Origin of the sequence: Nostoc sp., from assembly GCF_036919815.1 — a bacterium.
Lineage (GTDB): Bacteria > Cyanobacteriota > Cyanobacteriia > Cyanobacteriales > Nostocaceae > Nostoc.
Genome location: NZ_JBALCE010000094.1, coordinates 36600 through 57959, shown reverse-complemented (window position 1 = coordinate 57959; position 21360 = coordinate 36600). Strand labels below are relative to the sequence as shown.

The following is a 21360-nucleotide window of genomic DNA, read 5'->3' as shown; positions in this document are numbered from 1 at the left end:
TTTGTTTCTAAAGTTTTTCATTTTGAATCGGGCTTACACAAAACTAGACGCGCTCAGGGGCAATTCATGTAGACGAAGGCTGACCGCAGGGTATTGCCCCTACCTAAGAATCAGGCTTTCAGCTATTGTTTGCGTAAGTCCTGTTGAATTTTGAATTTTGAATTGCTTAACGGCTGTTACTGTAAGCCGTAGAGACTGATAAAAAACAAGAAGCCAAGAGCCAAAGCGCCAAAAATTAGGATATTCTTTTGTCCTGGCGTTAGGTTATTGACACCAAAACCGTAACCGAGATTTTCTTTGAAACCGGATGCAGTACCGACAGGGCCGATGTTAGCAAAAGCAGTCTTTTTAGCAGTACAAACTGGACAACGCCAAGTTATGGGCAGTTCTGCAAAAGGTGTCCCGGAAGGAATATCATCCTTGTCGTCTCCCTTCTCAGGTTCGTAAACATAACCGCAGGCGCGACACTCGTAGCGATCTAATACCGTAGTCTCAACAGGTGGTTCGCTCATGGCTAAGGACTCGCAGAGGAGAAATCTTAAATATACGTTAAAAATTATGACATAACCGTTAGACTTTTCTATCACTACCAAAAACGAATCAAATACCTGAAGTGCGTCTGTTTCCCAGATTTCAGAAAAATCAAACAGATATAATGTAAAAGAAAGTTACGCGGTTAAGGGATTGGGCATTGGGCATTGGGCATTAGTTATTAATTCTTCTCCCACTGCTCCCCCCACTCCCTACTCCCCACTCCCCACTTAAAATACTCCATAAGCGGTAGATACTCATTGTGTTTGTCCTCAGCGGTTACGAGTACCTTCTAGGCTTCTTCATTATCTGTAGCCTAGTGCCTGCCTTAGCGCTCTCAGCATCCAAGCTCCTACGACCCAGTGGTTACAGCCCAGAACGGCACACCACCTATGAATCTGGCATGGAACCCATCGGGGGAGCCTGGATTCAATTCAACATCCGCTACTACATGTTTGCTCTGGTCTTCGTCATCTTTGATGTGGAGACTGTATTCTTGTATCCTTGGGCGGTAGCTTTCCACCGTTTGGGGCTATTAGCATTTATTGAAGCGCTAGTCTTTATTGCAATTCTTGTAGTCGCCTTAGTTTACGCATGGCGTAAAGGAGCTTTGGAATGGTCTTGAATTCTAACTTAACAACTCAGGGCAAAGAGCGAATCATCAACCCCATTGAGCGTTCCACAATCACTCAAGACCTTTCAGAAAACATCATTTTGACTACGGTTGATGATCTCTATGACTGGGCGCGGCTTTCTAGTCTGTGGCCGTTACTGTTTGGTACTGCTTGCTGTTTTATTGAGTTTGCAGCTTTAATTGGTTCCCGATTTGACTTTGACCGTTTTGGACTAATTCCCCGTTCTAGCCCCCGCCAAGCCGATTTAATTATTACGGCAGGGACGATTACGATGAAGATGGCTCCCCAACTGGTGCGTCTTTATGAACAAATGCCAGAGCCGAAGTATGTCATTGCGATGGGAGCTTGTACAATTACGGGCGGGATGTTCAGCGTTGATTCCCCTACCGCAGTGCGCGGAGTCGATAAACTGATTCCTGTGGATGTGTATTTGCCTGGTTGTCCTCCCCGTCCAGAAGCAATTATTGACGCAATTATTAAGCTGCGGAAGAAAATCGCCAATGAATCGATGCAAGAGCGGGATAAAATTAAGCAGACTCACCGCTACTACAGCACGACTCATAATTTGAAGCCAGTAGAGGAAATCTTAACTGGTAAGTATTTGCAGTCAGAAACTCGCTCTGTACCACCGAAGGAATTGACAGAAGCGATCGGTCTACCAGTACCACCTGCACTGCTAACAGCAAAGGCGCAAAAGGAGGAACAAAGCCGTGGCTGAAGAAGAATCTAAAGCAGTACCAGCAGACGAAGAAGAGTCTAAACCAGTAGCAGCAGCCAAAGAAGAATCATTGGTACAAGCCGGTAAAGTTTCCCAGTGGTTGACGGAAAATGGCTTTAACCATGAGTTTTTAGCGCCAGATAAGAATGGTGTAGAGATAATTAAGGTGGAGCCAGATTTCTTGCTTCCCACCGCTACAGCCCTTTATGCCTACGGGTTTAATTATCTCCAGTTTCAAGGTGGTGTTGACCTTGGAGCAGGGCAGGAATTAGTGAGTGTGTATCATTTGATTAAAGTCGATGATAATAGCGATCGCCCAGAAGAAGTACGCTTAAAGGTGTTCTTACCACGGGAAAATCCTGTAGTGCCTTCTGTGTACTGGATTTGGAAGACAGCAGATTGGCAAGAGCGCGAGTCTTACGATATGTATGGCATTGTCTACCAAGGACACCCAAATCTCAAGCGGATTTTGATGCCGGAAGATTGGGTAGGTTGGCCTTTGCGGAAGGATTATATCTCGCCTGATTTCTACGAGTTGCAAGACGCTTATTAGATAGTGCTGAATAGAGACGCGATGAATCGCGTCTGTACAATGTAGTGTTAGGTTTCGATAATGATTAACCCCTTTCCGGTGGCGGAGAGGGGTTATATTTTTGGTGTTTCATGTCAAGTTGGTTGACAAAACTTGCTGTAATTCATTGACTGTATTTACAGTTTTAATTGCCTGCTGAATTGCTTTTAATTTCTGCAAATCCGTAATTTGAGAGATTATCGGCATCAATTCTGAACCTTGATTGCCAAACTTAATTTCTAATGCTAATTCAATCCCTGAATATAACTCTTCTTTTCTTCCTCGTTCTTCTCCTTTGCTAAAAATTTCTTGATACCAAGGCGACTGCTCTAAAAGTGCCATATCCCACCTCAAAATTTGTTGAACTATTGCACTATCTAATACAAAGGTAGCAAAAAATCCTAATACTGTTTCTAGTTGATTCAATTGTTCATCTGCACGTAAGATTCGCAATGCGTCTCGAATTGTAGACTCGTTATCACCTCCTTTGAGGATGGGTACAAATCGAAGTAGTGATGGTAATGGTTGTGCAAAGGCAATGTTTACATCAACTTCCCACAGGTTAATCACACGGTAATCTTGAATAGCACGTAAACCAGCAATATTTGATGCATAACTTGTAGGTATTTCAGCATCACTTGCCTTGAGAATATTAATTAGTACTGGATACGTTGGCAAATTATATTTTTCTTCTGCAAGTGCTGCATACGCACGCATTCTTCGCGGCATTTCCGGTTTATAGCGCAGTTGTAATTCGTTAAGAACGAGAAATTTTCCCTCTTGGGGACTTTCGACACGGATTAGAACATCACTTTCTCGACTTATCCACTGAAATTCTGAGTTGAGAATTTCGCCAGCAACAATATCAGGAATTTGTGAGCCAGCGCGTTGCGGGGGTTCCCCCCGTTGTAGCGACTGGCGAACCCTTTAGGGTGTTACCCATTTTACCCAGTTATCAGGTGCAAGGCTGATTAAGCGTTTTGTGCTGACATCGGCGGGTTTGATCATAGGGTTGTAAACGCACTGAAAGTTATCAAATAATTGTACTTAAGACTGGATTACAGATATTCAGATTTTTGATTGGACTACTTAGAGAAAGCGTAAGCAAAGCCCGTCGTAGACATCGCACCCAATCTGAGATAATTTTGGATGGTGCGATCGCTCTGATCATCTCTATGGTATTTGGTACAAAATCCAAGATATCCAGTGAAATTTCTTAGTAATCGGAATCGCTATCTCTAGCGTTGTATCTATATTTGTGGGAAGATTTAATCTAAATATTTAAAGTAATATGTCAGAAATACACCAAAACGACGGCATTTGGATTGTGACGGATGAAGTGCCGCAAATATCGATTCCTGACGGTGTTAAAGGCGGGAGTGGTAATACACGCAGTTGGGGTGACGAAACTATCAGAGAAAACACTGGTAGCAAAGGGGTAGGAGATGCGGTTAAGGTTAGCGCTCAAACATTAGAGCAAAATATGAGTCACTTTCTCAAAGTCGTGGGAAGTTTGTTTAGTCAAGCTGAACAGCAAGCAAAAGTCAACTCCAGGATGCAGCTAGATGAAATTGAGCTATCGGTAGAAATTAGTGCAGATGGGGAAGTTAAATTAATTGGCAGTGGTGTAAAAGCTGGGAGTAAAGGAGCGATTAAGCTAAAGTTCAAGCGCCAACAATAAGTGTGAGATGGCAAAAAATTGGGCGATCGCGATCGGCGTTAACCGATATGATTATCTGCAACCGCTAAACTATGCCAAGCGGGATGCACAATTAATGCAGCAGTTTCTCCAAAGTGAGGCGGGGTTTGAGAAGATATACTTCTTCTCCGATGACTCCCCTGATGTTGGCGGTAAATCTACTCGTCCCAATCGTGCTAACTTACGGCAAGTGTTGCTGGAGTTATTTAACAAACCCTTCATGGGTGCAGGTGATAATTTTTGGTTTTTCTTCAGTGGTCATGGAATGCGCCATGATGAACGTGATTATCTCATGCCTAGTGATGGCAATCCAGGAGATATTACAGAAACAGCGATTCCTATTAACTTTGTGACTGAACGTTTGCGTCGCTGTGGTGCTGATAACGTTGTCTTGATTTTAGATGCTTGTCGCAGTTTGGGGACTCGTGCAGGTGAAGGTATTGGGAGACAAACGGCTGAGGAAGCTAGTCAACAAGGAGTTATCAGCATTTTTTCCTGTAGTCCACATGAATATTCTTATGAAATTGAAGCATTACAACAAGGTGCTTTTACCACTGCATTACTAGAAGGGTTAGGAATTAAAGGCCAATGCGCTACCGTTGAGCGGTTAAATCAGTATCTTAATTTTCGTGTGCCGGAAATTGTTGGTCAGCATAATAATGGGAGACAAACACCTTATATTATTGCTGAACCTGTAAATAAATCTCACCTGATTCTTGTGCCACGATATGCCACTCTAGCAGATATCGCCACATTGAAAAATGATGCTTACCGCGCTAAAGACGAAGGAAATCTGGATTTAGCAGAGCAATTATGGATTCGAGTATTAGTAGCTGCTTCAGGGCAAGATATGGAAGCGGTGAGAGGTTTACAAAGAATTGAGCGGTTGCGAAATAGTTCTGCAATTCCTGATTTACCTGAGCAAACAATTCCACAAGCATCTAAGTCACTCACAAATACACCTATAAGTAAACCTCTTCAAATTCCAACTCCCAAATCAACCTCACCATCTCCTGTTACTAATACTCAGACTTCTGTTGCGGGACAATTTGCAACATCTACAACGCCATCAAAAAAACTAATATTACCTAACTGGTCACGACGACGTGTAATTCAAACTACTGGGTTTGCAGTTGCTGGGTTGGGTTTGACAATTGCAGTACCACGTTTTTGGCCATCTGATTCAGGAACAACCAGCACCTCCCGCACCAATGAAGCAATTAGCCTAAAAAGCTTTCAATTTGAAACTGTCACAGTGGATGCAAGGGGAAATATCGCCAACCGTAGTAATAAGGAAGCGAAATACTTTGTTGAAAACTTAGGGAATGGTGTCACCTTGGAAATGGTGCAGATACCAGGGGGAACCTTTATGATGGGTTCACCGAAAGGGGAAGCAGAGAGATCTGACAATGAAAGTCCACAGCATCAGGTAAAAGTACCTGGGTTCTTCATGGGTAAATATGAAATTACCCAGGCGCAATATCAAGCAATTATGGGTAATAATCCTTCCAACTTCAAAGGTGAGAAACCACCTGTAGAACAGGTGAGTTGGGATGATGCAGTAGAATTTTGTAAAAAATTGACCCAAAAGACAGGAAAAACCTATCGACTACCTACTGAAGCCGAATGGGAGTATGCTTGTCGTGCTGGAACGAAGACCCCATTTTATTTTGGTGAAACGATTACCGCATATTTAGTTAACTATAACGGTAACTATCCTTATGGCTCTGCACGAGAGGGCGAAGATCGTCAAAAAACAACAGATGTAGGAAAATTTCCGCCTAACTCTTTCGGTTTATACGATATGCATGGTAATGTATGGGAATGGTGTCAAGATGTATATAATGACAATTACCAGGGTGCGCCAAAAGATGGTAGTGCGTGGCTAGCTGGTAAAGATAATGACATAACGCTGCTGCGTGGCGGTGGTTGGAACTACCTAGCTGGGCTTTCGCGTTCTGCCGATCGGTTCAACAATGCGCGCGCGGATCGTAAGGACTCTGTTGGTTTTCGGGTTGTGGCGGTGGCTGTGGCATGAGGATTCCTTGCTCTTTACCCTCTTTCCCTTTTGTCCTCTGCACTTCTTTTTCTTTTCCCTTCTTCACCCTTCGCCTGTGACGGATAAAATTTTTTAAAAAAAACCTGGTGTCTTGATATCAAAACTATTATACACTACATTTAATCAAATTTCTCACTTAGTTTGAGAGTTTGAGGATGGGGCAGGTCGATTTAGCTGCTGCGTGGCGGTAATTGGAACAACAACGCTAGGAATTGCCGTTCTGCCAATCGCAATAGGAACGCGCGCGCGAATCGTAACAACAATGTTGGTTTTCGTGTGGTGACGGTGGCTGTGGCGTGAGTACTCCCCATTGTCAGAGTTGATAAATGGGAATTTATCGAGCGTACATCAGGAAGTCCAGACCTAATCCAGCGAGGAAGGCGATAACCTCCGAATATAAAACCGAGTCAGATAGCTTGGTAGGTTGCAAAACCGAACAGTTGTTCGACTCAATTAATATACGAGATTTAAAATAAACTTCTAAAATCTAGCTCATTTTTAATTGTTCTAATTTTTGTTTAATCAAAATTTCAACTTCTTCAATCTCAGCATTCGATTTTGGGATGTCAAAAGTCTCTGGAGACGCTTCAGATGTAAAGCGGTCAACAAAAGCACGAAACGCTGCTTTGTTGTCGGGGTGAGCAATGACGAAGGCTCTTAACTCGGTTTTGCTCATGCTGCTAAAATCTGGCTCAACCACAAGAACCTCCAAAGACCATTGCGATAGATTTCTACCTCTATGTTATCTCCTGCCAAAATAAATACATTACCTGTTTGTTCATCGAGGCGGACAATGTAAATAATAATTAGTAGTAATTCGTAGGTTGGGTTGAGGAACGAAACCCAACATTACCCATCACAATACTCAACGCTGATGTTGGGTTTCATTTCGTTTAACCCAACCTACGATTTAGATAATATCTACTCTTTAGCAATATCAGAGTCAAAAACAATTTCTTGCCCAGCACCCCATGTAATATCATACATACCCTGACGAACAGAACGATGAAAACTTGAATATTCCCAATCTTTTGGAGCTTTCACTAAACCATGTTTGACAGGATTGTAGTGAATATATTCAAGGTGATTTTTAAAATCTACGTCGTCTCTAATCAAGTGTTCCCAAAAACGACGCTGCCAAATACCTCGCTCTTTTTTATTTTGCCTAGAGGTAGATAGGTTTTCCTGTGATAGAGTAATACACTGGCGACTAAAATAGCTTTTGATCAAACGCCAACGAGTAGAAAAATTGGAATCGCCCTGTGGTAATGTCCAAATACAGTGCAGATGATCTGGTAATAAAACAAAGGCATTAATTATAAATGGGTGTTGTTGCATTACATACCGAAAAACATTTCTTAATAAACATACGTTAGTAGGTAAGCATAATAGTCTTTGTCTTTTATATGTTACGAGTGTAAAAAAGTAAGTGCCACCTTCGATTGTGGCTCGGCAATATTGCATTGTGTTAATTTTACGATGGTTGAATTTCGCTCTTTATACCAAAGTATTGGTTATAAAGGATACCGTCAATTTATTTCTGTTGAGATGTGAGTTAAGAAATGAGTGAGGGGCAATCTAATAAACTAAAGTAGATGTTGGGTTTCGTTCCTCAACCCAACCTACAATTAAGTCTAATTTGGGGTTTGACAATGCCTTTAGCCCATTTGCGATCGCACTCAGCATCTCCATCGTTAATGGTGCGTTGTCACAAAGGTCAACGCACCTTTATCTAAAGAAGTGGCGAGTCCAAACAATCACTTCACAGATGTCACTGTTTGGTTTACCACTGGACGTGCTTTTTTACGGTCTGACCTGCGCGTTCCACCAGCCATCTCATACTCATCACTACTTTTGCCATAGCGAGATGCAACATTTAATAGCATTTGCTCAGAATAAGTATTCAACTCACGTTCTGCTTCTATTAATGCATTGTGTGTCTTATCTACTATTGTTTGTGCTTGATTATAAGCGCCTAGCTTTTCTCGTAACTCAATTACTTTAGTGTTGTAAGTAGCAATTGAAAACCCATTACTAAAGTTTAACTCAGGGTTAATTGTCTGCATTCCTTCAATCCGTCGTTCAGCTTTGGTCAGTGGCATGGAGTTTCGTTTCCGTTGCGTCATATAGTTTTCCTGTTTGGATTAATTTATAAATAACCCTAATTTTACACACTGAGTTATTTATATATCCTAAATATACGCAATAAGCCGATGCACTAGCCACAGTGAAGTTACAGAATTTTAAAAGCATTGGATGGCATTAGGCAACTAGATAGATGCAAGTATATTTGCTGAAATTCGTTGAGAAAAGTAGGTTTAGAAGTCGCAAAAGCTAGTTTAGAAGTCGCAAAAGCAGGTTTAGAAGTTGCAAAAGCTGGTTTAGAAGTTGCAAAAGCTAGTTTAGAAGTCGCAAAAGCTGGTTTAGAAGTCGCAAAAGCTGGTTTAGAAGTCGCAAAAGCTGGTTTAGAAGTTGCAAAAGCTGGTTTGATGAAAGTTGTTCAAATAATTCCATAACGCTTAATTAGCTCAACAGAACAACCCCACGGATAAATCCGTGGGGTTGCGACTATTACCACAAGGTGGAATTAAAATAATGCTTTTTAGCGCTGTGTGCAACTTTCTTTCAAACCTAACCCCCAGCCCCTTCCCTTGCAGGGAAGGGGAGCAAGAATTTTCGGGGGCTACGGTCTACACATAAGTCGAATTACCCCCCTTAATCCCCCTTTCTAAGGGGGGAAACAAGAAATCTAGTTCCCTCACCTTTGCAAAGTTCTTGCTGTGTAATAAATTGAGCAACTTCTAGCTGTTCGGAAACAAGAAATCCAGTTCCCTCCCCTTGTAAAGGGGAGGGTTAGGGTGGGGTAAAAAGCACGGTGTAAATAAAGCAACTATTTTAAATCGTTCAAAAGCCTGTCTTCTAAGATTTTTGACTTTTGAAGGCATGACTTCCGCCTTGTGGTACTAGGTATATTTGCAAAAGTGAGATATCTGCCTAGTAAACCAATAGTAACAACAGCTACCATCACATAGGCTAGAGGGGGATGAGACGAAGCACAATAAAAATTTATTTTCATAAGTGAAAATAAATTTTTATTTATGTGTTAGGTAGCTTTCAGGATGTTATCTGTATAATCTATCATTCAGTTTAAATTATCGAATGTATAATCTATCATTCAGTCTGATTGATTATTGACCTCTGTTACTTATTGATGGGTTGAAATTTGAGAATTAGGGCATCTCTTTTTAAGACATAAGATATCACTCACTTAGTAGTTATTTATTAACGGAAGTTGAGAAGTTATATAGGCATACTCTATCCTAGACATTACCTTAACTTTTACTTCAAAAATCATGAGCCATTATATGAATAGTCCCTATGTTTACGGCACTATGCAATGTCTCAAGAATTATTAAACTCCTTTCAAGAAGCATACAGCAATCTGGAACTGTTTCCGTTGATGGAACGCAACGAAATGGAAAGATTTAGAGTCCAATATGGTGATGATTTGATTGCAGAGCTTAACCAATTAGTCGAAGATAGTCCCAATCGAGATGGCAAAATTGTCTTTACAGGACATCGGGGATGTGGTAAGTCTACTTTGTTAGCTGAATTTAGCAGACAAATTCAAAATAAATATTTTGTAGTTCTATTTTCTATTGCTGAAAAAATTGAAATGTCGGCGGTTAATCATATTAATATATTGTTTGCGATCGCAGTTAATTTAATGACAGAGGCAGAAGCACGCCAAGTTGATATTCCTCAATCTACTAAACAAGCTCTTTATAAGTGGTTTGCTACCCGGACTCGCACTGAAGAATTAAATTTGCAGGCAGAAGCTAGCATAGGTTTTGACCTCTTAAAGTTGATTAGCTCTAAATTAAAAGTTGATGCTAGCGTTCGGGATGAAATTAAACAAGAATTTGAACGCAAATTATCAGATTTAGTTGCCAGAATTAATGAAATTGCTGCACTTATTCAAGCTGCAACTAAACAAAACGTTTTAGTAATTATTGATGATTTAGATAAACTGGACTTAGGAAGAGTTAACGAAATTTATAGAGATAATATTAAAGCTCTCTGCCAACCTAACTTTCAAATTATCTACACTATCCCGATCGCAGTACTTCGGGAAACATTTATCAGCACAATAATTGCCACTGAAACCAACGATCAGGTTGTGGCAATGCCTGTTTTAAAAATTTTTGAGAAAGGTAAAAATCGTTTCCCTAACGCCCAACCTCGTCCGGAAGCAACAAAAATTCTCGGTGAAGTTTTACAAAAGCGGATATCCAGTGAATTAATTGCGGCAGAAACTGCTGAAAAAATTGTAATTTACAGTGGTGGTGTATTGCGAGAGTTAATTCGGATTTCTAAGGAATGTTGCCGCATTTGTTTGCGGATTATCCGGCGAAATCCCTCAGCAGAAGTTATCATTGATGATAAAATTCTCCTGGAAGCAATCAATAAAATCCGTAATGATTTTTCTATACGTTTAGGAAAGGTTGATATAGATATTTTGCAGAGTGTTTATGAGCAATTTATGCCCAATGACCCTAAACAAGCAGAGTTTTTGGATTTGCTACACGGGCTGTATGTTCTAGAATATCGCACTGATGAAACTTGGTACGATGTTCATCCAATTATTATAGAAACCTTGAAAATAAAGGGAGCTATTAATGTTAAATGAAGAATTATTAGATGATGAAGGAGAAAATCAAGATGCGTATGATGATTTAATTGTTTCTATTGAAGCTCAAAAGCGGGGATTAAATTTACTGATTGCGGTTAGCGATGATGCGAGCTTTCGGGATGAGATTATTGCCCAATATGAAGCCGAACTACAACCTAAGTTTCGTTCATATCAGGTAACTTTAGCACGTCAGGAACCGAGCCTAAAAGCTGCTCTTAACCAACTGGTACAACAAGAACAATATCTTTTTCAGCAGAGCCGGGCGGTGATCACTGTGACGGGTGCTGAACAACTTTATTTTCTCAGACTTGAAAATGAGCAATCAGAACAGGAGAAATTTTTTGGTTACTTACAGTGGACAAGGGAAGGATTGCGCGAATTTCCTTTTGCGATCGTGCTTTGGGTAACTAATCAAATTTTAGTCAACCTGATAAAAAAAGCCCCTGACTTTTGGAGTTGGCGTAATGGTGTATTCCGGTTTGAATCTAAAAAGACAAATGCTATTCCTGGTAAAGAACTAGAACATATACGCTTTGTTTTTAGAGACACAGAATTAACCAGCACAGATACTAATGAAAATAACCTCTTTTTCTTGCCCATCCAAGATTTACAAAGGCTAATCGAGAAAGTAGAACAGGAACAGGGAACTAAAGCTCCCACTTTGGCTACTTTATATTCAAGCTTAGGTGATATTTATCGCAGCAGATTAGATCGGGGTGAATCTCAAAATTATCAAGAAGAACAGGAATTAGCAATTAAGTATTTGCGTCAGGCGAGTGAGCTACAAAATGAATTAGGTTTGCAGATAGACTTAGCTACTAGTCTCAACAATTTAGCAGGACTATACCGTGCAACAGGACGCTACAGCGAAGCCGAACCATTATATCAACAAGCTTTAGAAATAAGAAAACGTCTTTTGGGAGACAACCATCCTTCTTTTGCTACTAGCCTGAATAATTTGGCGGGACTCTACAAATCTACTGGACAATATAGTAAAGCGGAACTCCTATATCAACAAGCTTTGGAACTGAGGAAACGCCTGTGGGGAGAAAACCATGTTGATGTTGCCGCCAGTCTGAACAATTTGGCATTACTATATGATGAACAAGGACATTATGACGAGGCAGAACCTTTGTATCTGCAATCATTAGAAGTCGAAAAACATTTGTTTGGCGAAAATCATCCTTCTTTCGCTCTTATACTAAATAATTTAGCGCTACTTTATTATCATCAAGGACGTTACAGTGAAGCTGAACCGTTATCGCAACAAGCAATAGAACTAGATAAGCTATTTTTGGGAGAAGAGAATCCCGATGTTGCAACAGATTTGCATAATTTAGGTTTAATATGCCGCGCTCAAGGACGTTATGATCAAGCCGAATCTTTGTTTTTGCAATCATTGGAACTCAAGCAGCGTCTATTGCAAAAGGCGCATCCACTTTTAGCAGATACTATCTACGCTCTTGGTTATATGTACAGGGAGCAGGGGCGTTACAATGAAGCGGAACCCTTATGTATAAAAGCCTTAGAACTTGATAAGCACCTGTTGGGAGAAAATCATCCCAATGTTGCTGAAAGTCTCAACAATTTGGCAGAAATCTATCGTGCAACAGAACGTTACAGTGAAGCAAAACCCCTTTATCTGCAAGCTTTAGATATTTGTGAACGAGTCTGGGGGATAAATCATCTCCGTAGTGTTAATGTTCGTCAAAATTTAGAAAAACTTGCCGCAGCAATGCAGAATAATGGAGAGTGCGATCGCATTAAGTAAGTGGGTCAAATTAAATATAAAACCTCACCCTGCCTCCGGCTTCCCTCTCCGAACTCACGGAGAGGGATTGAGGGTGAGGTTTGATCTTATATTTAATTACGCCTACCTACTTACATAGAGCAAAAATATCATTTGGGGTTAAGCTGACTCTAATCTAGAGATAGCAAAATGGCTAAAGATGTTTTCCATCAACAGGTAAAAAAAGCATTAATCAAAGATGGGTGGATAATTACTCACGACCCTTTTACAATTCGGATTAGTGAAGCAATTAAACTACAAATAGATTTAGCGGCTGAAAATGCGATCGCCGCAGAACGTAATACGGAGAAAATAGCTGTTGAAATTAAAAGTTTTATTGCAGATTCAGATATCAGTCAATTTCATGTTGCACCCGGACAATATCTCAATTACTGCCAAGCTTTAGAAGAACAAGAAGCTGACAGAATCGTATACTTAGCTGTGCCTAGCGAAACCTATCAAAATTTTTTTAACTCCCTTTAGTCCAACGCACCCTTCAACGTTATAGCAGTTCTCAGTTGAGTGAAGTACAAGAACCCCACCCCCAACCCCCTCCCCGCAAGCGAGGAGGGGGCTATGATGTACCTTATGTGATTAGGGAACGCTATATCAAGTTAAGTTAATAGTCTATGATCCTAAACAGGAGGAGATTCGGCAATGGATAAAATAAAACATTATCGACAACTAATAAAACAAATATTGACAGAACATGCAGAAATTACAAGTAACACGGATACAGTCAATTCACAATTAATTATTGATAATGAAAATGATCATTATCAACTAGCTTATGTTGGCTGGCAAGGAGATAAGCGGGTGTTTGGCCCGGTCATGCATTTTGATATTCAAAATGGGAAAATATGGATTCAGTATAATGGTACAGAAGATTCTGTTGCTGAACGATTAGTTGAGTTAGGTGTACCACCTTCTGATATTGTCATTGGGTTTCATTCTCCTTCTAAACGGCAATTTACTTCTTATGCTGTCGAGTGAATGTAAATAAATATTTTCAACTCAGATAATTAATACATTAATATTGCATAAGTAGTCTTGGATAGAAAAGCGATGCCTGCGGCGAGCTACGCTAACGCACAAAATAATCGCCTAAGAGAAAGTGCGATCGCATTAATTGATCACTCAAGCGGTCATAAATGCCATAATTACTGAAGTTGTAGAAAAAACTTTGCTGCATTTGGGCAGCTTTGGGGTTAGCGTGGATATATCGCAAAGTATTTAGAGCCTCTTTGCTTATCGGTATTGGCAAAACCTGTACTGTGGTATCACTTCTCCCAAAAATGCCCTGTTCGATTCAACATTCGGTTAAAGCACATAGCAATGTACCAGTGCATGATTTTGGGCAATTCTTCAGGCTGTTTGGGTTCTAGCAAGTAATGTAACGTGAGTTGGATAAGTCTTATTTGACCTCTCCCCCAGCCCCTCTCCGACACGGAGAGGGGAGCAAAAAGCTTAATTTTTCATTGCTTCTCCCTCTTTGAAACGGAGCTACCGTGTACACACAAGTTGAATTACCCCCCTTAATCCCCCTTTCTAAGGGGGAAAAAAGAAATTTAGTTCCCTCCCCTTTACAAGGGGAGGGTTAGGGTGGGGTAAAATCCTGGTTAATCAGCTTGACTCGTGTTAGTGTAAATTGGTTTTCATGGCGATCGCTAACATCATCAAATCTACTAGCGAACCGCGACGAAACCAGCTTGCTCAATTGCCCTTTGCCCCTGGTCAGTTAATAAAAGTTTGGCGTAGGCATCGCCAATCTGCTGTTCCCGGCCTTTATTCTGCTTAATAATCACAAATAAGTTAGCAATCATCGGATAGCTGCCATTTTTGATCGCCGGAGTATTTAGCTGGTTGCGCTGACGTGGACATTGCTCAGGCGATATCATCGGTTCCCGATAGGGGGGAATTAGCTGACCAGAAGTGCGACCCAATAGCAAAGCCTTCACACTACATTGAAATACTACTGAACGGGCAGAAGCGTAATACACACCACCAGGGGTTTTACTGAGTTGGCGCACTGCGTCTGTAGTAGAGTAGACATACTGCACATTAGAGCCAAATGCTTGCCCCTTGAAGTTGCTGTTGCTCGGAAATATAACTGTATCTACGTCCTCTGGCCGTTGAGATAAAGGTGTGATGGGTAGGTTTGGCCCACCTACCTGATTCCAGTTAGTAATTTGCCCCAAATAAATTTGCTGCAATTGTTCAACAGTTAAACCTGACACTTTGAGTGATGGGTTGACTACCACTGCTATTCCATCCATACCCACCTGACGTTGCTCTAGCGTGAAGCCTCGCTCTTTGGCGATCGCTTGTTCTTCATCTGTGAGGGAACGGGAGGATTGAGCAAAGTCTAATTTCCCATCAAGCAACATCCGAATGCCTGAGCTAGAACCAGGGCTACCATTAAGAGGGTCTAGGTAACGTAATTGTATTTCAGGGCGATCGCTCTGGATTTGAGAATCTACCAATTGCCGGATAGATGCCCAAGCTGTACTGCCTCCGTAGTTGAATGAGTCAGTGGGGACATCAGCAACTGTTTGAAAAGTTGATGTAGTAGTAGAGACGGTGTTGAGACTTTGATTAGAGGAAGAATTAACCCTGCTACCAGACAATAAATTCGGCTTGAGTAACCACCAAAGCAATCCGCCAATAACCATAAGTGTCAGCACTTTACCAATAATCAAACCTCTAAGAAAGAGGCCGATTTCCGTATTAACTAAAGCTTTTTTGGGATTTGTATTGTCCATATCTTGAAATGTTGTTTATTTTATTTATACTACAGGAATCTCTAAATATTTAGGTTGAAAGCAAATCTGGAATAAGCCAGTTATTTGATTGCTGGTAGATGATTAATTGTTTCTAATGTTGAGATTCAATTTGCTTTTTGATAGTCTTTGTAATGGTGGAATTACTTTTATAAACTTTCCTGTTAGCTGCTGATTTGGCTACTAGGCTATTCACATTAACATTAGTCAACGGTAGCCCAATCAATTTTTCTATAAAATTATTTAATTTAGTAGGTTGGTTTGGATGCGATGTATTTGTATTAATAAATGTATAGATTAAAACTATTACTATCAAACTAGTGATCCCACCAAGCCCTATTCCCAGCAGCAAAAGAAAGTTTCTATAAGTTAGCAAATAGCTATCATCAGTATTTTGGTTTATGTCAGCAGATTGTGAGGACTGCGACAACACCAGATCAGAATTAAGCGCTTGCAATGCTTCTGTAGCAGATTGGTAACGCTGGTTATAGCGATCGCAAACCATCGTATCTAAAACATTTGCAAGAGCGCCACTTACCTGTGCTTTATCCCGCCAGATAACTTCTCCAGTATTGGGATCTTCTTGTAGTTCCTCAGGTATTAAACCTGTCAAAGCTTGAATGCCAATCATTCCGACTGCATAAATATCGCTGCAAAGTTTTGGCTTTCCCTTAGCCTGTTCGCTTGGCATATAGCCAGGAGTCCCAACAGCAACTGTTAAGCCTGCTCCCAAAGCACTAATTTTCTTAATACTCCCAAAGTCAATTAGCACAATCTTCTGATCGGTGTGCCGCCGCATTAAATTTTGGGGCTTAATATCTCGGTGAATAATATTATGTTGGTGGACGAAAGCCAGCACTTCCAGGATCTCTCTTAATAAATTTAAAACTGTATTCTCGCTAAGACGCTGACCTGGTACAATTTCTTGAGTCAAGGCATGACCGTCAATAAATTGCTGGACTAAATAGAAATCCCCATCTTCATTAAAATGGGCAAATAGTCTAGGGATTTGATCGTGATCGTTGCCTAGCTGATATAAAACTTCAGCTTCCCGATCAAATAGCCTTTTGGCGATCGCTACAACTGTAGGATTCGGATCTTTTGGGTGGAAATGTTTGACGACACAATGGGGTTGTCCTGGTAAATCCCGGTCTACGGCTAAGTAGGTATCACCAGATCCTCCGCTTCCTAAGTGTTTGATAATTTCAAAGCGATTCCGAAGTATTTTTAAGGCGATCGAGGATTGATGTCTGTTACCTCTAGCGCCTGCTAACAAGTAAGTATTACCATATCCTCCGCTTCTCACCAGTTTGACAGTCTCAAAGCGACCTCGGAGTTTTTTTCTGACTACAGGGTTTTGGCTCATGTGGTGTCTAATATCTTGTTAATTTGCTGACCATTCACAGCTTGGGTGAGGTTATAAATACCTGCTGCTAGAGTTCTTGGTATTTGAGGCAATCACCTTTTTAGGCGACCTAGCGTTAAAGTAGTTTTATCTTTAACCGCTTCAGTGGTTCATTTAATACTTTATATAAGTATTTTAATCTAAAATTTATTTTTGGAATAGTTCAGTAGTGTTCTCACTTCAGTAAATGTACCACTATTCCCCACTGTTTACAACTGTGGGCAGAAGACAACATTCAGCAGTCAGGAGGTTTATTTATTTTAAGTGTTGGGTCTGATTACTGACAAAACCTTAAACAGGGGAATTTAAACGAGAATATGAGCTGTCGAACTCACATTAATTTAGGTTTTGCTGCCAGCCGAGAGATGAAATAATCTGACATCAAGGCAGTTAGCTGTAACGGCAGCATTTTAATTAAAAAAGCCCCCTAGTGGGGGCCGATTAAGTTGTTTGTGTGGAGTGAACAACTAATAATTAATACTTACAGTAAGTACAGTAATCCGAACAAAATAATCCAAATCACGTCAACGAAGTGCCAGTAGATTTCGGCTGCTTCAATGCCAAAGTGCTTTTCGCTACTGTAGTGACCTGGAACGCGCGATCGCCATAACACGGCAACAATCGCTAAAACGCCGATGGTAACGTGCAATCCGTGGAAACCAGTCAAAACGTAAAATGAACTAGCAAATAAATTGGTAGTTAAACCAAATTCTAAATGGGTATATTCATATACTTGACCGATCAAGAAAGTAGCGCCCATTGCAGCAGTAATTGCTAACCAGATTCGCGCACCCCGCGTATCGTTCTTCTTAATCGCAGCGTCGGCATTATGCATGACAAAACTACTAGAAATTAGATTGATGGTGTTGACTCCAGGTAGCAATAGTTCTAATTCTGGAGTACCGGCTGGAGGCCATACAGGTAAAGTAGCACGGAAAGCCAAGTAGGCTCCGAACAGTCCCATAAAAATCATCCCTTCAGCAATCAGAAAGACAACCAGCCCAAACACGCGATGGTCTGGATGTTCTTCATGATGACCAACTGCTGCTTCCTCTGCGTGGTGATGATTCAGTTCGGTTTTAGCTGGGTCAATTATTTGACTTTGCATGAATTTTGATAAGTATAGAGTAGGGAGTTAAAAGTTAGGAGTTAGGAGTTAAAAGTTAGGATTTAAAAGTTAGGAGTTAAAAATTTTGAACTAACAACTTTATTAAAGTCATAACTCATCATTCATAACTCCTCACTCCTAACTCTATTTCCGGTCTTCGGGATTGGCGGCAACCTCTGGGTCGGGTTGTGCTCTTAAGACTGAGTTTGGGCCACCAGATAAGAGTGGATTGGGATCATACAAAGGTACACCTTCTTTAGCCCTTTCCAAACCGTAGTCGTAGGGACCCGTAGCCAGTACTGGGGTTTGATCAAAATTCTCGATCGCAGGCGGTGAGGTTGTCATCCACTCTAAGGTAAGTGCCCTCCAAGGATTATTACCAGCTTTCTCGCCGTACAACCAACTCCAAATTACATTGATAATAAAGGGCAATGTGGAGACTGCCAGTATATAAGAACCATACGTGCAGATTTCGTTCAGTGTGGTGAATTTGGGGTCATATTGGGCAATTCGGCGATTCATGCCCATTAAACCTAACTTGTGCATAGGTAAGAAGGTCATGTTTAAACCCACAATAGTCAAAGCAAAGTGAACCTTACCCAAAAATTCGTTCAGCATCCGTCCGGTCATTTTCGGGAACCAGTGGTAAATCCCTGCAAAAATCCCTAAAACGCTACCGCCAAATAGGACATAGTGCAAGTGTGCAACCACAAAATAAGTGTCGTGAACGTGAATATCAAAAGGCACTGCTGCCAACATCACGCCACTAATCCCGCCAATCACAAAGGTGCCGACAAAGCCGATGGCAAATAGCATGGCGCTGTTAAGCTGGATTTTCCCACCCCACATGGTTGCTAACCAACTGAAAATTTTAATTCCCGTGGGTACAGCAATGATCATGGTGGTGATCATAAAGAACATCCGCAACCAGCCGGGGACACCACTGGTAAACATGTGGTGCGCCCAGACAATTAGCCCCAAAAAGCTGATAGCCAAAGACGAATAGGCGATCGCTTTATAGCCAAAAATCGGCTTGCGGGAATGAATCGGGATAATTTCCGAAATTCCCCCAAAGAAGGGCAAAATCATAATGTAAACGGCTGGGTGGGAGTAAAACCAGAACATATGCTGGTATACTACTGGGTCGCCACCGCCAGTTGGGTTAAAAAATGTTGTCCCGGCAATTAAGTCAAAGGAAAGCAGAATCAGACCTGCTGCTAAGACTGGGGTTGATACCAAAACCAGTGAGGAAGTCGCAAACATCGCCCAACAAAACAAGGGCATTTTGTGGATGTCCATGCTGGGGATACGCATCTTGATCAATGTGACAAGGAAATTTATCGCCCCCAAAATAGATGATGTACCCAGCAGCAGGACACTCATAATCCAAATGCCTTCGCCCACTTGTCCTGTTACCAAACTCAGGGGAGGGTAGGAAGTCCAACCGGCATCCGGTGCATCGCCCACCGCTAAACTGGCGATCAGCAACACACCCGCAGGGGGAATCATCCAAAAGGCAACAGCATTCAGCCGAGGAAATGCCATATCTTTTGCCCCAATCATTAGGGGAATTAGATAGTTAGCAAACCCTGCTCCTGTTGGCACGATCCAGAGGAAAATCATGATCGTGGCGTGCAGCGTGAACAGACTATTGTAGACTTCTGGGGTGACAAAATCTACCTCTGGGGTTCGCAGTTCTGTGCGAACCAATTCAGCCATTACGCCACCAATGCAGTAGAAAATAAACGAAGTGACTAGGTATTGAATCCCAATCACCTTATGGTCGGTTTGAAAACCAAAGTAATCTTGCCATTTTCTGCTCCCTGGTTCATCAACAAGGGCGGGGATATTGGCAGTTTCTTGCAACTGGGTTTGTGTCATTAGTCACTTGTACTGAGTGTTGCTGAAGTATTGGTCATTAGTCATTAGTTATTAGTCATGGGATTTTGACTAAATAACAATTGACTAATGGTGAACTTGATGGAGGATTTCTGGCTGAATTCCCATCTCTTTGGTGTAATGAGCGAGAAATTCATTTGGGGATAGATCGGCAGGGTTAACAGCAATGGCTTGATTTAGGGTTTCCTTGCTGGCAACTAGCTGCTCTTGCTGCCATTTGTCAAAGGCTTCTTCTGTCTCAACGACTACTGGCGCTCTCATCGCTCCGTGATATGGCCCACAAAGTTCAGCACAGATCAGGACATAATCGCCTGCTTTTTTGGGTGTGAAGCGAATCTCGCTTTGCCTACCGGGGATCGCATCTTGTTTCAGGCGGAACTCTGGCACCCAGAAGGCGTGAATGACATCGTTGGCTGTCATATTGATTTGCACTTCTCGCCCGATGGGGACGTGCATTTCACCTGTAGTTATACCAGTTTCAGGATAGGTGAAAATCCAGGCATATTGTAGACCAGTGACGTTAACCCGTAATTCTGGTGGTTTGCCAGCTCGATCTGGGCTGCCCCCAATTGTCGGAGCAACACTACCTGCACCAGGGGAACTCCGCAATTGGGGAATTTGGTCAGCATTACGGACTTTTGCGGTAGCTGGGTCTTGCATTGCCTCATCAGATTTTTCTTGATTGAGGTTCGGTTCAGTGCTGCCAGGAGTATCGCTTAAAGTTGCTGCGAGTGCGCTTCCCGCACGCTGCGCGAACGCTGCCCCTGGCATTTTCATCGATTCCTGATTCATCGGCGCTTCATGGATAGCATGGGGATCAAAGCCACCGATTTCGTTGTATACATCAAAGCTGTAAACTGAAATGCCGAAAACGATAATTGCTGGGATTGCCGTCCAGAGAATTTCTAGAGGTATATTGCCCTCAACTGGTGGGCCGTCTTCATTGTCACCTGCACGTCGGCGATATTTAAATGCAGAGTAAATTAAAATACCTTCTACGAGCAGGAATATACCTGTAGAAACGATCATCATCGTATTGAACAGACCATCCACCAAGACCGCTTCATCTGTGGCGGCTGCTGGCAACAGACCGTGATTTTGACCGTACCAAAAGCTGACTAGCGTTAGCACGATGCCAATGAGTAATGTCCAGATTGAACTTGGAATCTTCACGGCTTACTTAAATGAATTTACTATGTTATCTCAAAGCTACTCACTTACTAAGGTAGTCTAGACTGTCAGGTATGGGGGACAAAGGTCTGAAATTTTTATTAATTTTTTTGGCTATTTTGCTAATCTTGAGTATGAGTTTAGTATTATATAACGCCAAAAAATAGATGTAAATCAGTGAAAAAATTTAAGGAAAAATTTAAGCATCATAAATTTTTTCTGATTAATCGATTTCTCACATCTTGAAAAATACCTAAAGCTTCAGGCAAAACGTAACTGGAGTGATTGAAAGTATAAGTGAGT

The 21360-nt window shown here is 41.4% G+C and carries 23 protein-coding genes and 1 pseudogene; 12 read left to right on the top strand and 12 right to left on the bottom strand.

Going from position 1 to position 21360, the window contains the following annotated elements; translation table 11 throughout:
• Positions 1–176: 176 nt before the first annotated feature.
• Positions 177–512: a rubredoxin gene (locus tag V7K15_RS22360; RefSeq protein ID WP_334908881.1), complete on the bottom strand. Its 336-nt coding sequence runs from the start codon at positions 510–512 to the stop codon at positions 177–179.
• A 281-nt stretch (positions 513–793) separates the two neighbouring features.
• Here V7K15_RS22360 and ndhC point away from each other — a divergent pair, with 281 nt between their 5' ends.
• Genes ndhC through V7K15_RS22345 form a run of 3 tightly spaced genes read left to right on the top strand, consistent with a single transcriptional unit; the run spans position 794 to position 2437 of the window.
• Positions 794–1156, top strand: a complete 363-nt coding sequence (gene ndhC, locus V7K15_RS22355) for a photosynthetic/respiratory NAD(P)H-quinone oxidoreductase subunit C (RefSeq protein WP_273762108.1) — start codon at positions 794–796, stop codon at positions 1154–1156.
• Positions 1147–1884, top strand: coding sequence for a photosynthetic/respiratory NAD(P)H-quinone oxidoreductase subunit K (gene ndhK, locus V7K15_RS22350; protein WP_334791675.1), 738 nt, complete (start codon positions 1147–1149; stop codon positions 1882–1884). Before ndhC ends, ndhK begins: the two co-directional genes overlap by 10 nt.
• Positions 1877–2437, top strand: coding sequence for an NAD(P)H-quinone oxidoreductase subunit J (locus V7K15_RS22345; protein ID WP_334908879.1), 561 nt, complete (start codon positions 1877–1879; stop codon positions 2435–2437). The genes ndhK and V7K15_RS22345 overlap by 8 nt, the downstream gene beginning before the upstream one ends.
• Positions 2438–2545: 108 nt before the next feature.
• Here the strand turns inward: V7K15_RS22345 and V7K15_RS22340 are convergent.
• A pseudogene (locus V7K15_RS22340) lies at positions 2546–3463 on the bottom strand (Rpn family recombination-promoting nuclease/putative transposase).
• A 68-nt stretch (positions 3464–3531) separates the two neighbouring features.
• On the opposite strand from V7K15_RS22340, the gene V7K15_RS22335 reads away from it, so the two are divergent.
• From V7K15_RS22335 to V7K15_RS22325, 3 genes are all read left to right on the top strand, one after another.
• Positions 3532–3675: a hypothetical protein gene (locus tag V7K15_RS22335; protein WP_334908877.1), complete on the top strand. Its 144-nt coding sequence runs from the start codon at positions 3532–3534 to the stop codon at positions 3673–3675.
• Positions 3676–3746: 71 nt separating this feature from the next.
• Positions 3747–4136 (top strand): Pepco domain-containing protein, encoded by a 390-nt coding sequence (locus V7K15_RS22330; protein WP_334908874.1) that lies wholly within the window; start codon positions 3747–3749, stop codon positions 4134–4136.
• Between the two features lie 7 nt (positions 4137–4143).
• Positions 4144–6192, top strand: coding sequence for an SUMF1/EgtB/PvdO family nonheme iron enzyme (locus V7K15_RS22325; RefSeq protein WP_334908872.1), 2049 nt, complete (start codon positions 4144–4146; stop codon positions 6190–6192).
• Positions 6193–6700: 508 nt separating this feature from the next.
• Here the strand turns inward: V7K15_RS22325 and V7K15_RS22320 are convergent.
• The 3 genes from V7K15_RS22320 to V7K15_RS22315 all read right to left on the bottom strand — a co-directional run bounded on the left by V7K15_RS22320 (position 6701) and on the right by V7K15_RS22315 (position 7677).
• On the bottom strand, positions 6701–6913 hold the full coding sequence (locus V7K15_RS22320) for a DUF6887 family protein (protein WP_334908870.1): 213 nt from the start codon (positions 6911–6913) through the stop codon (positions 6701–6703).
• Complete coding sequence (locus tag V7K15_RS30075) at positions 6886–7008, bottom strand: DUF6888 family protein (RefSeq protein WP_442949711.1); 123 nt, start codon at positions 7006–7008, stop codon at positions 6886–6888. The genes V7K15_RS22320 and V7K15_RS30075 overlap by 28 nt, the downstream gene beginning before the upstream one ends.
• A 126-nt stretch (positions 7009–7134) precedes the next feature.
• Entirely contained in the window at positions 7135–7677 is a 543-nt protein-coding gene (locus tag V7K15_RS22315; RefSeq protein ID WP_334908868.1) for an REP-associated tyrosine transposase, read from the bottom strand.
• Positions 7678–7808: 131 nt separating this feature from the next.
• Between V7K15_RS22315 and V7K15_RS22310 the strand changes: the two genes are divergently transcribed.
• The gene (locus V7K15_RS22310) at positions 7809–7949 is read left to right on the top strand and encodes a hypothetical protein (protein ID WP_334908866.1); all 141 of its coding nucleotides are present in this window, start codon (positions 7809–7811) and stop codon (positions 7947–7949) included.
• Between the two features lie 21 nt (positions 7950–7970).
• On the opposite strand, the gene V7K15_RS22305 is transcribed toward V7K15_RS22310, so the two are convergent.
• On the bottom strand, positions 7971–8339 hold the full coding sequence (locus V7K15_RS22305) for a hypothetical protein (RefSeq protein ID WP_334908864.1): 369 nt from the start codon (positions 8337–8339) through the stop codon (positions 7971–7973).
• Between the two features lie 177 nt (positions 8340–8516).
• Here V7K15_RS22305 and V7K15_RS22300 point away from each other — a divergent pair, with 177 nt between their 5' ends.
• The 5 genes from V7K15_RS22300 (at position 8517) to V7K15_RS22280 (ending at position 13688) form a co-directional block, all read left to right on the top strand.
• On the top strand, positions 8517–8729 hold the full coding sequence (locus V7K15_RS22300) for a hypothetical protein (protein ID WP_334908861.1): 213 nt from the start codon (positions 8517–8519) through the stop codon (positions 8727–8729).
• An 881-nt stretch (positions 8730–9610) separates the two neighbouring features.
• Positions 9611–10903 carry an ATP-binding protein gene (locus tag V7K15_RS22295; RefSeq protein ID WP_334908859.1) on the top strand — a complete coding sequence of 431 codons (1293 nt, stop codon included), beginning with the start codon at positions 9611–9613 and terminating at the stop codon, positions 10901–10903.
• The gene (locus tag V7K15_RS22290; protein ID WP_334908857.1) at positions 10893–12677 is read left to right on the top strand and encodes a tetratricopeptide repeat protein; all 1785 of its coding nucleotides are present in this window, start codon (positions 10893–10895) and stop codon (positions 12675–12677) included. Before V7K15_RS22295 ends, V7K15_RS22290 begins: the two co-directional genes overlap by 11 nt.
• A 168-nt stretch (positions 12678–12845) precedes the next feature.
• Positions 12846–13178, top strand: coding sequence for an element excision factor XisH family protein (locus V7K15_RS22285; RefSeq protein ID WP_334908855.1), 333 nt, complete (start codon positions 12846–12848; stop codon positions 13176–13178).
• Positions 13179–13352: 174 nt separating this feature from the next.
• Positions 13353–13688 (top strand): XisI protein, encoded by a 336-nt coding sequence (locus V7K15_RS22280; protein WP_334908853.1) that lies wholly within the window; start codon positions 13353–13355, stop codon positions 13686–13688.
• A 91-nt stretch (positions 13689–13779) separates the two neighbouring features.
• Here V7K15_RS22280 and V7K15_RS22275 read toward each other — a convergent pair whose 3' ends face one another.
• The 6 genes from V7K15_RS22275 to V7K15_RS22250 all read right to left on the bottom strand — a co-directional run bounded on the left by V7K15_RS22275 (position 13780) and on the right by V7K15_RS22250 (position 21060).
• Complete coding sequence (locus tag V7K15_RS22275; protein WP_334908851.1) at positions 13780–13959, bottom strand: hypothetical protein; 180 nt, start codon at positions 13957–13959, stop codon at positions 13780–13782.
• A gap of 421 nt (positions 13960–14380) precedes the next feature.
• On the bottom strand, positions 14381–15457 hold the full coding sequence (locus V7K15_RS22270; protein ID WP_334908849.1) for a PstS family phosphate ABC transporter substrate-binding protein: 1077 nt from the start codon (positions 15455–15457) through the stop codon (positions 14381–14383).
• A gap of 112 nt (positions 15458–15569) precedes the next feature.
• Positions 15570–16841: a serine/threonine-protein kinase gene (locus tag V7K15_RS22265; RefSeq protein WP_334908847.1), complete on the bottom strand. Its 1272-nt coding sequence runs from the start codon at positions 16839–16841 to the stop codon at positions 15570–15572.
• 520 nt (positions 16842–17361) lie between these two features.
• A complete protein-coding gene (locus tag V7K15_RS22260) occupies positions 17362–17988 on the bottom strand; it encodes a cytochrome c oxidase subunit 3 (RefSeq protein WP_334908845.1) in 627 nt (208 codons plus the stop codon).
• A 144-nt stretch (positions 17989–18132) separates the two neighbouring features.
• Positions 18133–19869, bottom strand: a complete 1737-nt coding sequence (ctaD, locus tag V7K15_RS22255; RefSeq protein ID WP_334908843.1) for a cytochrome c oxidase subunit I — start codon at positions 19867–19869, stop codon at positions 18133–18135.
• Between the two features lie 84 nt (positions 19870–19953).
• Positions 19954–21060, bottom strand: a complete 1107-nt coding sequence (locus V7K15_RS22250; RefSeq protein ID WP_334908841.1) for a cytochrome c oxidase subunit II — start codon at positions 21058–21060, stop codon at positions 19954–19956.
• Positions 21061–21360: the final 300 nt, after the last annotated feature.

What these genes read in the sequence shown, in the direction of transcription:
- V7K15_RS22360 (WP_334908881.1), bottom strand. Translation starts at nt 512, where the DNA reads ATGAGCGAACCACCTGTTGAGACTACGGTATTAGATCGCTACGAGTGT.
- ndhK (WP_334791675.1), top strand. Translation starts at nt 1,147, where the DNA reads ATGGTCTTGAATTCTAACTTAACAACTCAGGGCAAAGAGCGAATCATC.
- V7K15_RS22330 (WP_334908874.1), top strand. Translation starts at nt 3,747, where the DNA reads ATGTCAGAAATACACCAAAACGACGGCATTTGGATTGTGACGGATGAA.
- V7K15_RS22325 (WP_334908872.1), top strand. Translation starts at nt 4,144, where the DNA reads ATGGCAAAAAATTGGGCGATCGCGATCGGCGTTAACCGATATGATTAT.
- V7K15_RS22315 (WP_334908868.1), bottom strand. Translation starts at nt 7,677, where the DNA reads ATGCAATATTGCCGAGCCACAATCGAAGGTGGCACTTACTTTTTTACA.
- V7K15_RS22310 (WP_334908866.1), top strand. Translation starts at nt 7,809, where the DNA reads ATGTTGGGTTTCGTTCCTCAACCCAACCTACAATTAAGTCTAATTTGG.
- V7K15_RS22305 (WP_334908864.1), bottom strand. Translation starts at nt 8,339, where the DNA reads ATGACGCAACGGAAACGAAACTCCATGCCACTGACCAAAGCTGAACGA.
- V7K15_RS22295 (WP_334908859.1), top strand. Translation starts at nt 9,611, where the DNA reads ATGTCTCAAGAATTATTAAACTCCTTTCAAGAAGCATACAGCAATCTG.
- V7K15_RS22290 (WP_334908857.1), top strand. Translation starts at nt 10,893, where the DNA reads ATGTTAAATGAAGAATTATTAGATGATGAAGGAGAAAATCAAGATGCG.
- V7K15_RS22285 (WP_334908855.1), top strand. Translation starts at nt 12,846, where the DNA reads ATGGCTAAAGATGTTTTCCATCAACAGGTAAAAAAAGCATTAATCAAA.
- V7K15_RS22280 (WP_334908853.1), top strand. Translation starts at nt 13,353, where the DNA reads ATGGATAAAATAAAACATTATCGACAACTAATAAAACAAATATTGACA.
- V7K15_RS22270 (WP_334908849.1), bottom strand. Translation starts at nt 15,457, where the DNA reads ATGGACAATACAAATCCCAAAAAAGCTTTAGTTAATACGGAAATCGGC.
- V7K15_RS22265 (WP_334908847.1), bottom strand. Translation starts at nt 16,841, where the DNA reads ATGAGCCAAAACCCTGTAGTCAGAAAAAAACTCCGAGGTCGCTTTGAG.
- V7K15_RS22260 (WP_334908845.1), bottom strand. Translation starts at nt 17,988, where the DNA reads ATGCAAAGTCAAATAATTGACCCAGCTAAAACCGAACTGAATCATCAC.
- ctaD (WP_334908843.1), bottom strand. Translation starts at nt 19,869, where the DNA reads ATGACACAAACCCAGTTGCAAGAAACTGCCAATATCCCCGCCCTTGTT.